Here is a 15,185-nt window from a genome sequence, read left to right as displayed (position 1 = left end):
TGCTGGCCTAGCTTGCTCAGTTCCAAGCTAAGTCAGTTCTTGGCCACGAAGCACTGGCCACCCTGCCCCTGCAGCTTGGAGCAGAGGGAGGACGCCTCCTCCTTCGACATCGGTCCGACGCGGACGCGATAGACCGTGTTGCCGTTCACCTCGGCCTTGCGGATCAGCGACGGCTTTCCTTCGAGATCGGAATACTTACGCTGGAACGAGGTGAAGACGGATTGGGCCGAGGGTTCCGAGGTTGCCACGCCCAACTGCACGGCAAAGCCGCCGGTCGGGGTGGTCTCCGCTGGGGCAGGAGCGGTTGGCTGAACCGAGGCCACCTGCTGCGGTGCAGGAGTGCTGGCGGGAGTCGCGGCGGCCGGAGTGGGCTTCGGGGTCGGAGCGGGGGTAGCCGGCGCCGCCACGGGCGTGCTGGCGACCGGCCTGGGCTGCGCCGCCGGGACCTGAGCTGAAGCGGTCTGGACCGGAGCGGGCTGAGCCTGCGGAGGCAGGGTCATCGCCGCCGGAGCCGCAGGCTGGGGAGCAGGTGCCTCGCCGGCGGTGGTCCCGTCCGGACGGATCGTGACGGTGCGAACCTTCTTCGGCTCGCCGAGGTTCAGGCTGGCAGTCTGCTGTGGCTTGCCCGATGCGCCGAGGGTGCCGCCGGTGGCGTCCGCCACGGCATTGCCGTTCATGCGCACTGCCTGCTGCACGTCGACGGGCTGCTCCTCGCGGTTAACCACCTTGGTCGCGGCGTTCTGGTTGGCGCGCTCGTAGATCTGCTTGTTCTGGTTAGGGATTTCGACCCCACCCGGGTTCTGCGGCTGCACCTTGGTCGGCTCGTTGTTCGCCTTGATCAACGGCGGCTCGCCGCCCGTGATGGAGGAGGAACCAGAGGCCAGGTAAGCTCCGCCACCGCCGAGCACCAGAGCGCCGATCACGGCCGCGATGGCAACCGGGCCTTTACGCGAGCGGGCCTTCTCCACCGGCGGATAATCGCGGTGGGCGGTGTCGTCATAACCCTGGTCGGGGTACTGAGCGGCCTGGTCCGAGTAATAATCCTGGGCGTAGGCCTCGCTGCCATAGGAGTCCTGCTCGTAGGACGCCTGGTCCTGATGGACAGGCTGGTGCGCATAGGCCGGTTCGGCAGCACGCCCATGGGTCTGGGGGTAGCTGTCCTGATGAAGGGACTGCGGAGCCTGCCCTGCATGAGGCGCACGGAGCGGGATCTCGCGGGTGGGCGTCATAGTGTCGCGGACCGCAAAAAGGTCATCGGCTGACGCGCCCTGCTGGCGCGGACGGGACGACCCGTCACTGGCCAGAATCGATTGAAATGGATCGTCTTGCCCTACGATACGGGCCAATTCCGCCAGCGGATCGTTCCGCGCGGCAGAGGCCTGATGGTTCTGCGGGGCACCCGCCTGGGCGAGTTGCCGTTCAATCTCGTTGAGGTCGATGGCAAAACGGGGCTTCGGTGATTCGCTCATGCGCCGGATCTCCAGTTACGCGACAGGAGCACCTGTTGCTCCGCCGGCACGACGTGACAGGACCCGATGCGATCAACCCCCTAAGCGGTTGATCCGCTTAAGGAAACACTATCGCATTTCGTCAGGTGCCGTAACGCCCAGGATTGCGAGACCAGATGCGAGCACACCCTTCAGGGCATGCACGAGAGCGAGCCTCGCCTGTGTTGAATCTTTATCAGTTAGATTAACAAAGCGTAATTGCGGCAAGTCTTTGCCCTTATTCCATAAGCTATGGAAGGCGCTCGCGAGGTCGTAGAGGTAAAAAGCGACCCGGTGAGGCTCATGCGCTTCCGCCGCCGCCTCGATCACCCTGGGGAATTGCGCGATGCGGTGGATGATGTCCATTTCCGCTTCGTCGCTCAGGATCGAGAGATCGGCCCTCTCAAGCTGAGTCGCCGAGAAGTCCGCGCCCGGGAAGGCCTCGGCCGCCTGACGGAATACGGACGCGCAGCGGGCATGGGCGTACTGGACGTAGAAGACCGGGTTGTCCTTGGACTGCTCGACCACCTTGGCGAGGTCGAAGTCCAGGGTCGCGTCGTTCTTGCGGAAGATCATCATGAAGCGGGTGGCATCCCGGCCCACCTCGTCGACCACCTCGCGTAAGGTGACGAAATCTCCCGAGCGCTTGGACATCTTCACCGGCTCGCCCCCGCGCAGCAGCTTCACCATCTGGCAGAGCTTCACGTCGAGGTCGGCCTTGTTGTCGGAGACCGCCCTCACGGCGGCCTGCATGCGCTTCACGTAGCCACCATGGTCGGCTCCCCAGACGTCGATCATGGAGGCGAAGCCGCGCTCGAACTTGGAGCGATGATAGGCAATATCGGAGGCAAAGTAGGTATAGGAGCCGTCCGACTTCAGGAGCGGACGGTCCACCTCGTCGCCGAAGGCGGTGGCGCGGAACAGGAGCTGCTCGCGATCCTCCCAATCCTCGTCCTTCTGTCCCTTGGGCGGCGGCAGGCGGCCCATATAGACCAAGTCGCGGGCTTTCAGCCCGTTGATCAACTTCGCGACCTCGCCGCCGTTCCCCTGCTGCAGGGAGCGCTCGGAGAAGAACACGTCGTGATGGATGTTCAGCACCGCGAGGTCGTTGCGGATCATGTCCATCATGGCGTTGATGGACGCCTCGCGAACCAGCGGCAGCCACTCGGCCTCGGGCTTGTCGAGCAGGCTCTGGCCATGCTCCGTGGCAAGCAGTTCGCCGACGGGCTTGAGGTAGTCGCCCGGGTAGAGACCTTCCGGGATATCGCCGATCTCGTGGCCGAGGGCCTCCCTATAGCGGAGATAGGCCGAGCGGGCGAGGACATCGACCTGTGCGCCGGCATCGTTGATATAGTACTCGCGGCTGACCTTGTAGCCGGCGAAATCGAGCAGTCCGGCGAGCGCGTCGCCGAACACCGCGCCACGGCAATGGCCCACATGCATCGGGCCCGTGGGGTTCGCCGAGACATATTCCACGTTGACCGGAGCGCCCGCCCCCTGCCCGCTCCGGCCAAAGCCGTTTCCGTCGACGACGACCGCGCGCAGCACCTCGTGCAGCACCTGCGGGTTCAGGCGGATGTTGATGAAACCGGGGCCGGCGATCTCGACCTTGGTGACGCGGGGGTCGTCCTGGAGGTCGGCGACGAGCAGCTCGGCCAGGGCGCGCGGGTTCATGCGCGCTTCCTTGGCCAGCACCATGGCGGCGTTCGTGGCGAGATCGCCGTGGGAGGGGTCGCGCGGCGGCTCGACGACTACGCGGCTGACGTCCAGCCCCGATGGAATCTTAGCCCCTTCGGCCAACCGGCCGAGCGCATCCGCAACCCGCTTCTCGAACAGCCCGAAAATGTTCATGGTACTCATCTCAATGGGGCAACAAGGCCCTGATCGCAGCCGGAAAACGCTTCGTGAGCCCGTTGCACCTGACTGCCCTCCTCCCCCTTGTGGGGAGGAGTTGGAGGTGGGGGTGTGGGCGATAACCTAGCAGGCTCTGGCGCCAGCACCCCCTCCCTTGATCCCTCCCCACAAGGGGGAGGGAAGTCCGCGCCATGCCCCTCAATGGGCCAGCACTCAGGGTTAAAGTCTGCGGGTAGACTTTCAAAAGGCTCAGCCGCGCCTAACGCAAGTCTGGCGTCACGTCAAACAGGCGCCGGTGCTCGAGGATGGCATAGCGATCCGTCATGCCGGCGATGTAGTCTGCCACGCGGCGCGCAAGGCGTGCCTCGTCGTCCCTCGGCAGGTCGGCCTGCCACTCCTCCGGCATGAGTTCCGGCTCCGCCTTGAAGCGGCGGAACAGGTCCCGCAGCACGTCGTCGGCCTGGGCCCGGACCCTCATGACATCGGGGTGGCGGTACATGCGGGCATAGAGGAAGCGCTTGATCGAGGCATCCGCCTCCGCCATGGCCTTCGAGAAGCACACCATCGTGCTCCCCGCCTGCCGGATGTCGCCGGCGCTCTGCGGCGCCAGGGCCACAATCCGGCGCTCCCCTTCCGCCACCACGTCCTCCACGAAGCGGGTGATGACGCGCCGGGTCAGTTCGTGGATCCGGCGCGAGAGGTCGAGGTTCGGATACCGGGCATCGATCTCGGCCAGAAGTTCCGCAATGAACAGCACCTCGCGCAGGTCCTCGATCCGGAACAGCCCAGCCCTGAGGCCATCGTCGATGTCATGGGCGTCGTAGGCGATGTCATCCGCGATGGCCGCGGCCTGCGCTTCCCCTCCGGCATGGGTGGCGAGTTCCAGGTCCTGCTGGGCGTTGTATTCGAGGACCGCCAGCGGAACGCCCCGGGCCGCATAGCGCAGGGTCGGCCTGCCTTCAGCATCGAGGAGCGGCCCGTTGTGCTTGACCAGTCCTTCCAGGGTCTCCCAGGACAGGTTGAGCCCGTCATATTCCGCGTATCGGCGCTCCAGACGCGTGACGACGCGCAGGGCCTGGGCGTTATGGTCGAAGCCGCCGAAGGTCTCCATGCATTCGTCCAGCGTATCCTCGCCCGTATGCCCGAAGGGCGTGTGGCCGAGGTCGTGGGAGAGCGCCAGCGCCTCGGCCAGATCCTCGTCGAGCCCGAGGGACCGAGCCAGAGCCCGGGCGATCTGGCTGACTTCGATGGTATGGGTCAGGCGGGTCCGGAAATGGTCGCCCTCGTGATAGACGAAGACCTGGGTCTTGTGCTTGAGCCGCCGGAAGGCCGAGGAGTGGATGATCCGGTCGCGGTCGCGCTGGAACTCGCTGCGGGTCGGGGAGACCGCCTCAGGGAAGAGCCGCCCGCGGCTCTCCCATGGGTCGCAGGCGTAAGGGGCTCGCCATCTCTCGCCAAAGGGCCGCACACATATCCCCGGGTTGAAGCCTTGTCAGGGCGCACTTACCTTGGTCATAGCATTTAGTGCAAGATTTGCGTCCTTCGATGGACTGGAAGCAGCCATGACCGGTATCACCCTGACAGACCGCGCCGCCCGCCGCATCAACGAGATCATGGCCGGGGAGCCTGACGGCTCCCACCTGAGGATCAGCGTCAACGGCGGCGGCTGCTCGGGCTTTCAGTATGCCTTCGACGTGGACCGGACCCGGCAGGACGACGATCTCGTGATCGAGAAGGACGGCGCTACCGTGCTGGTGGACGAGGTATCGATCCAGTACATGGACGGTTCGGTCATCGACTTCGTGGATGACCTGATCGGCCAGTCCTTCAAGATCGAGAACCCCCATGCCACGGCCTCCTGCGGCTGCGGCACCTCGTTCTCGTTGTAAAGCCGTTACATAACCCCCTATTCTCCCCATCTGAGCGCCTTTTCGGCTAAAGGATGGCGGCATCCGATTCGGCAGGCTCTGGGAGAATTCATGAGACTTCGTTACCGCGCCGGCGTTGCCGCCCTCGCTCTGCTTGCAGGCTCGACCGCGCTGTCGTTCGAGCCCGCCGTTCTGCGTGACCTCGTCGTCGACCATGATGGCCATCGTATTGCCATCGGCGCCGTCCGGGTCCCGCTCTGGAGCACGGCCTTCGCCCAGTCCGCCGACAGCTTCAGCCTGGATAATGTGAACTTCACCTTCGGGTTGACCTCCTACGAAGCCAAGCGCATCGAGTTCACCGGCGTGACCTCTTCGCGAGCCGATATCGAAGCCCTCTTCTCATCGAGTTCGACCGAGCCGATGGAGAGCCGCCTCAGGCGGATCAATGCGAAGCAGGTCACGATCCCCGAGGCCCGGGTGAAGCAGACCATGGGCAAAGAAACCCAGGCGACTACCTACCGCAATGCGGTGCTGAACGATGTCGCGCAAGGCCGCATCGCCTCAATGGTGGTCGAGGCGATGGCCATGGAATCGTCGGGCACCAAGGACAAGGTTGTCATCACCGGCGGCCGGACGACCATGAGCGAGGTCGACCTGCCGGCCATGGCACGGCTCTATGAGGCCAAGGCCGATGGCCCCTCCACCCCCATGGCCAAGATCTACGGGGCGTTTTCGCTGGAGAACATGCAGTTGGTGGACAGCCAGGAAGGCGTCACCTTCAAGATCGCCCGCATCAGCGGCCGCGACTTCCTCGGGCGTCCGACGAAGGATTCCTGGAACGGCACCATGAGCCTCATGACCGAGATGGCCGACAAGGGTGATCTCTCTTCGGAAGATCAGGCCAGGCTTCTCCCGGCAATCGCCGATGTGGTCGACGCCTTCCAGATCGGCTTCATGGAGGCTTCCGGGATCGAGGTGAGTTCCAAGGGCAAGGATACTCAAGGCCAAGCGCGGATTGCCCGGATCGCCTATACGGGGGGCACGGATACCCAGCCGGCGGACATGCGATGGGAGGGTTTCGAGTTCTCCGACAAGGACAACCGCATGAAGCTCGACTCGTTGAGCCTCACCGGCTTCTCATTCCGGCAGACCCTCGACGGTCTCAGGAACCTTCCGGGCAAGTCCTTCGATGACATCGATGCCGCGACAGCGCGCAGCCTCGTCCCGACCCTTGGCACCCTGCGCCTGACGGGCTTCTCCATTGATGGAACGAGCGAGGATGAGGGCAAGAAGGTCAAGTTTCAGGCAGCGCTGAAAGGCTTCGAGCTGACGGCGGACAAGCCGGTGAACGCCATCCCGACCAACTTCCGCATCGGGCTGCAGAACCTCACGATGGCTCTGCCCTCGAACGGCACCGATGACGCCATCAAGGAACTTGTTGCCCTCGGCTACAGAAATATCGATGTCTCGCTCCTGGCCGCCGCCACCTGGAACGAAGCCTCCAACGAGATCATGCTCAGCGAGGTCTCCGCTCAAGGGCAAGAGATGGGCACCGTCACTGTCACAGGCCTCATCGCCCACGCCAGCAAGGATCTCTTCAACGCAGACACGGCCATCGCCACGGTGGCGCTTGCCGCGGCCAAGGCCAAGGCGCTCGATATCACGGTGGAAAACAGGGGGCTGTTCGATCGCTACCTGACGAAAACCGCCAAGGAGCAGAAGTCGACGCCGGAGGCCCTGCGGCGCACCTATGCGGCGGCGGCTGCCTTCGTGGTACCGGCGATGATCGGCAATTCGGAACAGGCTCAGACCCTGAGCCAAGCCATCGGCCGGTTCATCGCCAAGCCCGGCAAGCTCACGCTCCATGCGACGCCCAAGGACCCCTCAGGCTTCGGGCTCGTGGACGCGCTGGCGATGTCCGAGCCCAAGGATGCGCTGGACAAGCTGAACATCAGCGCAAAGGCGGAATAACCCTCCCTCGCGTGATACCAACCTCATCCTGAGAGGCTGGCCCATAAAGGATGTGGCGGTGCTTTCCTCCCCCTTGCGGGGAGGGTGTGCCGCGCAGCGGCCGGGTGGGGGTCGCAAGGTCGGAACGCTGCGCCCGATGGATATCGGCGAGGCCTTCCCTACCACGTCATCACCGGCCCTGTGCCGGTGATCCCGATCGCATGAAACGCTGAGCCTCACAGAATCGGGATGGCCGGGACAGGCCCGGCCATGACAGAAAGGTCTCGCCCAGCTAAATCACCCCTACCCCTCCCCGCAAGGGGGAGGGAAAATAACCGTTCGCGAATACTCAAATCAGCATCGGCTGATCCTGCTCCGCCGCCTGCGCCTCGACGACCGCGATGGCCGTGAGATTGACGATGCCGCGTGCCGTCACCGAGGGCGTCAGGATATGGGCCGGCTTGGCCGGGCCGATCAGGATCGGGCCGACCGGGAGCGAGTCCGCCAGGATCTTGGTGAACTGGAACGCGATGTTGGCGGCGTCCAGATTGGGCATGATCAGCACGTTCGCCTCGCCGATCAGGCGCGAATGGGGGTTCACCCGCTCGCGGAGCATCTCGGACAGGGCCGAATCCGCCTGCATCTCGCCGTCGACCTCGAGGTCCGGCGCGCGCTCGTTGATGCAGGCCAGCGCCTCGCGCATCTTCACGGCCGAGCGGCTGTCGGCGGCGCCGAAATCCGAGTGCGACAGGAGCGCGATCTTGGGCTCCATGCCGAAGCGGCGCACGTGGCTTGCGCAGGCGATCGTCATGTCGGCGATCTGCTCTGCGGTGGGGTCGAACTGCACATGGGTGTCGGCCAGGAAATAGGCGCCCTTCGACGTGATGACGAGCGAAAGGGCCGCCATCTCGTTCACGCCGGGAGCCAGCCCGATGATGTCCTTGATGTGCTTGACGCGCGACTGGAACCGCCCTTCCAGGCCGCAGATCAGTGCATCCGCGTCCCCTCGCCTCACCGCGAGCGCGCCGATGACCGTGGAGTTGGTGCGCACCAGGGTTCTGGCCGCATCCGGCGTGATGCCCTTGCGGCCCGCCGCCTCCACGTAAGTGGCCACGTAATCGCGGTAGCGCGGATCGTCCTCCGGGTTCACCAGCTCGAAATGGCGGCCGATCTCCATGGAGAGGCCGAAGCGCTTCATGCGGGTTTCGACCACGTTTGGACGCCCGATCAGGATCGGCCGAGCGAGGCCTTCCTCGACGATGACCTGCACGGCGCGCAGGACCCGCTCATCCTCGCCTTCGGCATAGATCACGCGCTTGGGGCTCGCCTTCGCCTGCGAAAACAGCGGCTTCATGATGAAGCCGGAGCGGAACACGAAGCGACCGAGGGACTCGGCGTAGGCCTCCAGATCGGCCAGAGGGCGCGTGGCGACGCCGGAATCCATGGCCGCCTTCGCCACGGCCGGCGCGATGCGCAGGATCAGGCGCGGATCGAACGGGCTAGGGATCAGGGACTTGCGCCCGAAGGGATGCGCCTCGCCGCCATAGGCCCGGGCCACCACCTCGGACGGTGCCTCGCGGGCCAGGCTTGCAATGGCCTTCACGGCCGCGGCCTTCATCTCCTCGTTGATGGTGGTTGCGGCCACGTCGAGGGCACCGCGGAAGATGTAGGGGAAGCACAGGACGTTGTTGACCTGGTTCGGATAATCGGATCTCCCGGTGCAGATCATCGCATCGGGGCGCGCAGCCTCCGCCTCCTCCGGCATGATCTCCGGGTAAGGGTTGGCAAGCGCCATGATGAGCGGGCGCGGAGCCATCTTAGCCAGCATCTCGGGCTTGAGCACGCCGCCAGCCGAAAGGCCGAGAAACACGTCCGCATCCGTGATCACGTCGTCGAGCGTGCGGGCGTCGGTGTCCTGCGCATAGACCGATTTCCAGCGGTCCATGAGTTCGTTGCGCCCCTCATGAACCACGCCCTTGATGTCCGTGACCCAGATGTTCTCGCGCCTGGCGCCGAGCGACACCAGCAGGTTGAGGCAGGCGAGCGCCGCCGCGCCCGCCCCGGAGGTGACGATCTTCACATCCTCGATGCGCTTGCCGGCAAGCTCCAGGGCATTGGTGACCGCAGCCCCCACGATGATGGCGGTGCCGTGCTGGTCGTCGTGGAAGACCGGGATGCCCATGCGGGCTTTCAACCGCTCCTCGACCTCGAAGCATTCGGGTGCCTTGATGTCCTCGAGGTTGATCCCGCCGAAGGTCGGCTCGAGGGCTGCGATCACCTCGACGAGCTTGTCCACATTGTTTTCGGCCACCTCGATGTCGAACACGTCGATGCCCGAGAACTTCTTGAACAGGACCGCCTTGCCCTCCATTACAGGCTTGGAGGCGAGCGGGCCGATATCGCCGAGGCCCAGGACGGCCGTGCCGTTGGAAATGACGGCGACCAGGTTCTGGCGGGAGGTGAGATTGGCGGCCTGGGCCGGATCGGCCGCGATGGCTTCGCAAGGGGCGGCGACGCCAGGCGAATAGGCCAGCGCCAGGTCGCGCTGGTTCCCGAGGGGCTTCGTCGGCTGGATCTCGAGCTTTCCGGGGCGCGGGTGCTGATGGTAGAACATCGCTCCCGATTTCAGATCCTGCGAGATATTATCTCCCATCCCCGACGCTCCCTGCCCTGACCAAAACGTTCCGGAGGCCCTTGTGCGCGCCCTGCCCCCCTGCCGTCAATGTTCTTCTCTGGCCCTCGGGGCCGCCCGATGAAGCTTGGGCATCGGCTGAAGAACTGGCGCAACCCGCACAATCAGACGCGCATCCACCTCGCCAGGATCGCAAGCCGCCGCGGCTACGAGATTGGCGAGTTCACCTACGGCAAGCCCAAGGTACGCTTCCCCGAGTCCGGGAAAAAGCTCACCATCGGCCGCTATGGCTCGATTGCCGACAAGGTCGAGATCCTGCTCGGCGGCAACCACCGCCCCGAGTGGGGCAGCACCTATCCGTTCTCCGCCTTTCGGGAACTCTGGCCCACCGCGCCCAGGAGCGACGACTATCACACCTCCCGCGGCGACGTGGTCATCGGCCATGACGTCTGGCTCGGCTCCGGGGCGATCATCATGTCGGGCGTGACGGTGGGGCATGGCGCGGTCGTGGCGGCCCATGCCATCGTGACCAGAGACGTGCCGCCCTACGCCATCGTGGGCGGCAACCCGGCCAGGGTCATCCGCTACCGCTTCGACGAGGCGACTATCGCGGACCTGCTCGACGCCCGGTGGTGGGACCTCCCGCGGGACAAGATCGCCACACTCATCCCGCTCCTGCAGAGCGACCGGATCCGTGAGCTGATCTCAGCCGTCAAGGTGCTGCGGATGCAGGGGATGTGAGAGACTCAGAACCACCTCTCTCGTCATGACCGGCCTTGTGCCGGTGACCCGATCCGAGGAGTGCTCCGGTGTCGTGCTTTTTCGCATCGGGATGGCCGGGACAAGCCCGGCCATGACAACAGCTAATTCAAAACGCCTTGCGCCCCATCATCGCCGCCCATGCTCCCGCGGCCGAGCCGGCATAGCGCTCGATGAGCTTCCGCCGGAACGTCAGGATCGCTCCGACCGTCTTCAACGCATTGACCAAGAACATCCCCGGCGCCGGATTGGGCAGGCTGTATTTGCGGCTCACATAGGCCCGCGACCAGGCCTGGTGCCAGCGGGAGGTGAAGACGCGGCCGGGCTTGTGGCCGGTGGAACGTCCGCGCCCATGGCGCACGACCGCCTGAGGGACATAGATCAGCGCGGACCCGGAATCCGCTATCCGGCGGCAGAGATCGTCGTCCTCGTAGAACAGGAAGATCTTGTCGTCGAACCCGCCGAGCTTCAGGAAGACATCGCGACGGATGAGAAAGCACGCGCCCGATAAGAACGGCGCGCAGGCCTCGCCTTCAGGCACCACGAGCTTGCCGCCGGGATTGTGCAAATAGGGCGCGAGCAATGAGCGCGCCTGGTAGAACACGCGCCCATCGGGCTCGACGATCTGCGGCGCCAAAAGCGCCGCATCGGGATAGCGCCTTGCCGCGTCGACGAGCGCATCGACCGCGCCCTTCCCGACGATGCAGTCCGGATTGACGATCAGCACGAACTCGCTCTCCGCAGCCTGCACGCCCCTGTTGTTGGCGCGGCCATAGCCCTCGTTGCGGGCATTGCGGATCACCTTCGCGCCCTGCCCTTCGGCAATGGCGAGGGTGTCATCTGTCGAGGCGTTGTCGACGACGATGACCGGCACGCTGTCCGTCCGCAGCGCGCCGAGACACTCCGGCAGCGCATGGGCGCTGTCGAAGGTCACGACGATGGCGGTGACGTCGCTGCGGCTCATTTCTCCGGCAGGTTCAGCCGGATGTGCAGCTCGCGCAGCTGTTTAGGCGTCACGTCGGAGGGCGCGCCCAGCAGCAGGTCTTCCGCCTTCTGGTTCATGGGGAAGAGCGTGATCTCACGCAGGTTCTGCGCGCCGCAGAGCAGCATCACGATGCGGTCCACGCCCGCTGCCATCCCGCCGTGGGGCGGGGCGCCATAATGGAAGGCGCGGTACATGCCGCCGAACCGCTCCATGACCTCCTTCTCGCCGTAGCCGGCGATCTCGAAGGCCTTCACCATCCGGTCGGGACGATGGTTGCGGATCGAGCCCGAGGCCATCTCGTAGCCGTTGCAGACCATGTCGTACTGGAAGGCCGTGATCTTGAGGATCGTGTCCTTGTCAGTGGGATCAAGCGCCATGAAGGCGTCGTGGTCGAAGTTGGCCATGGAGAACGGGTTGTGGGAGAAGTCGATCTTCTTCTCGTCCTCGTTCCACTCGTATTGCGGGAAGTCGACGATCCAGCAGAACTCGTAGCGGTCCTTGTCGATGAGGCCGAGCTCGTCGCCGATGCGCGTGCGCGCCTTGCCGGCAAGCGACGCTGCCTTGTCCTCAGCGCCCGCCGAGAAGAACACCGCGTCGCCCACCTTGATGCCGGCCTTCTCGCGGATGGCGGCCTGCGCGGCTTCCGGGATGAACTTGGCGATGGGGCCTTTGCCGGTGATCTGGCCGCCCTCTTCCTCGAACACGATGTAGCCGAGGCCGGGCGCGCCTTCCGTGCGCGCCCAGTCGTTCAGCTTGTCGAAGAAGGAGCGTGGCTGGGAAGCTGCACCCGTCGCCGGAATGGCACGCACGACGCCGCCGGACTTGATCACGTTCTTGAACGCGTTGAAGGTCACGTCCTCGCGGGTAAAGACCTCCGACACGTCGGCGATGATGAGCGGGTTGCGCAGGTCCGGCTTGTCGTTGCCGTATTTCAGCATCGACTCGAAATACGGAATGCGCGGAAACACGTCCGTCACGGGCTTGCCGTCCGCGAATTCCTTGAAGGTGTCGCGGATCACCGGCTCCATGGTCTGGAAGATGTCTTCCTGGGTGACGAAGCTCATCTCCACGTCGAGCTGATAGAACTCGCCAGGCAGGCGATCGGCGCGCGGGTCCTCGTCGCGGAAGCACGGGGCGAGTTGGAAGTACCGGTCGAAGCCCGAGATCATGATCAGCTGCTTGAACTGCTGCGGGGCCTGGGGTAGCGCGTAGAACTTGCCGGGATGGATGCGCGACGGCACCAGGAAGTCGCGCGCGCCCTCCGGCGACGAGGCGGTCAGGATCGGCGTCGTGAACTCGAAGAAGCCGCTCGTCTGCATGCGGGAGCGCAGCGAGTTGATGATCGCGCCGCGCTTCATGATGTTGTTGTGCAGCTTCTCGCGGCGCAGGTCCAAGTACCGGTAGGTGAGCCGGGTCTCCTCCGGATATTCCTGGTCGCCGAAGACCGGCATCGGCAGCTCGGCCGCAGGACCCAGCACTTCCATGTCGGTGATGTAGAGTTCGATCATGCCGGTGGGCAATTCCGCGTTCTCCGTGCCGGCCGGGCGCTTGCGCACCTTTCCGTCAACCCGGATCACCCATTCGGAGCGCGCCGTCTCGGCCATCTTGAAGGCCGGAGAATCCGGGTCGATCACGCACTGCGTCATGCCGTAATGGTCCCGCAGGTCGATGAACAGCACGCCGCCATGGTCGCGGATGCGGTGGCACCAGCCGGACAGGCGGGCCATCCCGCCGACATCGGATTCGCGGAGCGCGCCGCAGGTGTGAGAACGGTAACGGTGCATGGAGGCGGACATGGAAAAGGCCTGCTGGTTCGGTTTGAAGCGCAACATCCATGGGAGGCAGGGGAAGTCAAGGCGGAAGGCTAAAATCGAGCCTGTGCGAGGGCGCTCCCTCCCCGGTTCGGGGTGGCGGCTGTGGGCTTTGTCTTGGCTTGTCTCGGGCTTGAGGGAAGCGCGGGAGCAAGGCTGCTTCGCTTCACTCCGGTGGAGCGGGCGAAGATCGGGTCGGGACGGGAGTTCCGCCCGGACGGGAAGCACCTGCCTCCCGCGCACGGCTTTTCGACCCTGAGCCTCGCGCTCCGGCGGGATCAGGGACAGCACCCTCAGACCCGCTTCACGGCGCTTCTCGAGCGCAGCCCTTGATAAGGATCCTCGGGCTGGCGAGGCTTGGGAGATCGACGACGCCAGCCTGCCCGAACAGGTTCAGCGTCCCGTGCCTCCACTCAGGGCCCTGACCGTCAGGGGGTGCGACTCCCCTGGCCTGTCAGAACCGTATCCTGCCTCCACAACCGACGCCTCGGGCGCGTCCCTCGCGAGGCAGGGCATCGAAGGTATGGCTCAGCTTAAGGGAATTGTAAAGAACAAAAAGTGAACGCATTCTCTCCTTCGCGTCATGGCCGCCCCCGTACTGGATCCGGGAACGGCCATCCACGTCTTCATACCGTTTTGTTTCCCTCCACCCTCATCCTGAGGAGGTCGCGGAGCGACTGTCTCGAAGGAGGCTCCAGAGAGCTCTGGGCGATCCTTCGAGACGCAGACTTCGTCTGCTCCTCAGGATGAGGGCGGAGAGGCGGATAGGAAAAAGGCTGATCCCCGGAACAAGTCTGCAATTGACGAAGGAGGGTGTCAGGGCTGGCGGAGCATCAGCGCAGGGACATTTGGCCGTTGCGTGCGCTCGACGGAGCGCTCTGCCCCGCTTAGCATGCGACGGGCATAAGCAAGATGACTACCCCCTTCGGTCTGTCGCCAAGGCCAGTTTCCGTGACTACCGTTCAGCACTCCTAGGAGGTGGAACGTGCACAGGTCTGCTGCGATAATTCGAGGGCCGAAGGGTGATGTCGTGAGGCTAGTCGTCATTCTCTCAGGCTGCGCCGCTTCGGCCCTGCTGGCCAGCCCTGTGCGAGCGACCTTCGTGGATGGCAATGATCTCCACGAACAGTGCCGGACCAGAAGTGCCAGCGCGCTGAACTACATCCTCGGCGTGCATGACACCCAGCAGAGCGTGGCCGGGCTTGGAAAGCAGGAGAAGCTGATCTGCCCCTGGGGCAGGGTCAGTTCAGGACATGTGGTCGAGGCTGTGTGCAAATACCTCCAGAACAATCCCGATCAGCGCCACCGCTCGGGGGCCAGCATCGTTCTGAAGGTGCTTGGAGACGCATTTCCCTGCAAACAGCCTGCCTCGACAGCACCAGCCCCTCAGTAACTCATCCCCACCGCTTGGCCATCCAGATCCTGTCGTGGCCGGGCGGACGATCCTTGAGGCGGCCGATCTCGGCATAGCCCTGCCTCCGGTAGAACTCCTCCGCCTGGAAGGTCGATGTGGTCAGCTGCGCGCCGATGGCGCCATGCATCCGTGCGGCCTCCTCGGCCATGTCCAGCAGGCGGGCGCCGTAGCCCTGCCCGCGCAGGGCCTCGTCGACCCAGAAGTGGTCGACCTGAAGCCAGCACAGGGCGATGGCTCCTCGAATGCCTCCTCGCACCCGGTTGTCATCGTCTCGCAGAAGCAGGGTCAACGGGATCCATGGCAAGGGGCCGGTCTTCTCGATCAGGTGTGCGCGCAAGCCGGCGGTGACGTCATCGGCACCGGGCGGGTTGGCTTCCTCAAGAACCTCGATCTGCATGAAGGCGCCCTGTGATCTACCCTGTCGG

At 64.7% G+C, this 15,185-nt stretch carries 12 protein-coding genes; 5 read left to right on the top strand and 7 right to left on the bottom strand.

Annotated features, from left to right (window positions below):
• Positions 1 to 32 precede the first annotated feature (32 nt).
• The 3 genes from AC0QTX_RS17355 to AC0QTX_RS17345 form a co-directional block, all read right to left on the bottom strand.
• Positions 33 to 1,469, bottom strand: a complete 1,437-nt coding sequence (locus AC0QTX_RS17355) for an SPOR domain-containing protein (RefSeq protein ID WP_474605064.1) — start codon at positions 1,467 to 1,469, stop codon at positions 33 to 35.
• 108 nt (positions 1,470 to 1,577) lie between these two features.
• Entirely contained in the window at positions 1,578 to 3,338 is a 1,761-nt protein-coding gene (gene argS / locus AC0QTX_RS17350) for an arginine--tRNA ligase (RefSeq protein WP_474605063.1), read from the bottom strand.
• A 262-nt stretch (positions 3,339 to 3,600) separates the two neighbouring features.
• Complete coding sequence (locus AC0QTX_RS17345) at positions 3,601 to 4,815, bottom strand: deoxyguanosinetriphosphate triphosphohydrolase (protein ID WP_474605101.1); 1,215 nt, start codon at positions 4,813 to 4,815, stop codon at positions 3,601 to 3,603.
• A gap of 88 nt (positions 4,816 to 4,903) precedes the next feature.
• On the opposite strand from AC0QTX_RS17345, the gene erpA reads away from it, so the two are divergent.
• Both erpA and AC0QTX_RS17335 read left to right on the top strand, forming a co-directional pair.
• A complete protein-coding gene (erpA, locus tag AC0QTX_RS17340) occupies positions 4,904 to 5,230 on the top strand; it encodes an iron-sulfur cluster insertion protein ErpA (protein ID WP_474605062.1) in 327 nt (108 codons plus the stop codon).
• Between the two features lie 90 nt (positions 5,231 to 5,320).
• Entirely contained in the window at positions 5,321 to 7,180 is a 1,860-nt protein-coding gene (locus AC0QTX_RS17335; RefSeq protein WP_474605061.1) for a hypothetical protein, read from the top strand.
• A gap of 328 nt (positions 7,181 to 7,508) precedes the next feature.
• On the opposite strand, the gene AC0QTX_RS17330 is transcribed toward AC0QTX_RS17335, so the two are convergent.
• Positions 7,509 to 9,812: an NADP-dependent malic enzyme gene (locus tag AC0QTX_RS17330; protein ID WP_474605060.1), complete on the bottom strand. Its 2,304-nt coding sequence runs from the start codon at positions 9,810 to 9,812 to the stop codon at positions 7,509 to 7,511.
• Positions 9,813 to 9,911: 99 nt separating this feature from the next.
• Here AC0QTX_RS17330 and AC0QTX_RS17325 point away from each other — a divergent pair, with 99 nt between their 5' ends.
• The gene (locus AC0QTX_RS17325; protein WP_474605059.1) at positions 9,912 to 10,532 is read left to right on the top strand and encodes a CatB-related O-acetyltransferase; all 621 of its coding nucleotides are present in this window, start codon (positions 9,912 to 9,914) and stop codon (positions 10,530 to 10,532) included.
• Between the two features lie 127 nt (positions 10,533 to 10,659).
• Here AC0QTX_RS17325 and AC0QTX_RS17320 read toward each other — a convergent pair whose 3' ends face one another.
• Together AC0QTX_RS17320 and aspS are read right to left on the bottom strand one after the other, a co-directional pair.
• Positions 10,660 to 11,514, bottom strand: coding sequence for a glycosyltransferase family 2 protein (locus tag AC0QTX_RS17320; protein ID WP_474605058.1), 855 nt, complete (start codon positions 11,512 to 11,514; stop codon positions 10,660 to 10,662).
• Positions 11,511 to 13,319 carry an aspartate--tRNA ligase gene (gene aspS, locus AC0QTX_RS17315; protein WP_474605100.1) on the bottom strand — a complete coding sequence of 603 codons (1,809 nt, stop codon included), beginning with the start codon at positions 13,317 to 13,319 and terminating at the stop codon, positions 11,511 to 11,513. The genes AC0QTX_RS17320 and aspS overlap by 4 nt, the downstream gene beginning before the upstream one ends.
• Before the next feature lie 132 nt (positions 13,320 to 13,451).
• Between aspS and AC0QTX_RS17310 the strand changes: the two genes are divergently transcribed.
• On the top strand, positions 13,452 to 13,679 hold the full coding sequence (locus tag AC0QTX_RS17310) for a hypothetical protein (protein ID WP_474605057.1): 228 nt from the start codon (positions 13,452 to 13,454) through the stop codon (positions 13,677 to 13,679).
• 697 nt (positions 13,680 to 14,376) lie between these two features.
• Entirely contained in the window at positions 14,377 to 14,739 is a 363-nt protein-coding gene (locus AC0QTX_RS17305) for a Rap1a/Tai family immunity protein (RefSeq protein WP_474605056.1), read from the top strand.
• Between the two features lies 1 nt (position 14,740).
• On the opposite strand, the gene AC0QTX_RS17300 is transcribed toward AC0QTX_RS17305, so the two are convergent.
• Positions 14,741 to 15,157, bottom strand: a complete 417-nt coding sequence (locus AC0QTX_RS17300; protein ID WP_474605055.1) for a GNAT family N-acetyltransferase — start codon at positions 15,155 to 15,157, stop codon at positions 14,741 to 14,743.
• Positions 15,158 to 15,185: the final 28 nt, after the last annotated feature.

The organism is Microvirga sp. jy35 (assembly GCF_056148915.1).
This window is presented reverse-complemented; position numbering and strand designations above follow the sequence as displayed.

Bases quoted from the DNA above. Each gene is read 5' to 3' on its own strand.
- AC0QTX_RS17355 (WP_474605064.1), bottom strand. From the start codon at position 1,469: ATGAGCGAATCACCGAAGCCCCGTTTTGCCATCGACCTCAACGAGATT.
- argS (WP_474605063.1), bottom strand. From the start codon at position 3,338: ATGAACATTTTCGGGCTGTTCGAGAAGCGGGTTGCGGATGCGCTCGGC.
- erpA (WP_474605062.1), top strand. From the start codon at position 4,904: ATGACCGGTATCACCCTGACAGACCGCGCCGCCCGCCGCATCAACGAG.
- AC0QTX_RS17335 (WP_474605061.1), top strand. From the start codon at position 5,321: ATGAGACTTCGTTACCGCGCCGGCGTTGCCGCCCTCGCTCTGCTTGCA.
- AC0QTX_RS17330 (WP_474605060.1), bottom strand. From the start codon at position 9,812: ATGGGAGATAATATCTCGCAGGATCTGAAATCGGGAGCGATGTTCTAC.
- AC0QTX_RS17325 (WP_474605059.1), top strand. From the start codon at position 9,912: ATGAAGCTTGGGCATCGGCTGAAGAACTGGCGCAACCCGCACAATCAG.
- AC0QTX_RS17320 (WP_474605058.1), bottom strand. From the start codon at position 11,514: ATGAGCCGCAGCGACGTCACCGCCATCGTCGTGACCTTCGACAGCGCC.
- aspS (WP_474605100.1), bottom strand. From the start codon at position 13,319: ATGCACCGTTACCGTTCTCACACCTGCGGCGCGCTCCGCGAATCCGAT.
- AC0QTX_RS17300 (WP_474605055.1), bottom strand. From the start codon at position 15,157: ATGCAGATCGAGGTTCTTGAGGAAGCCAACCCGCCCGGTGCCGATGAC.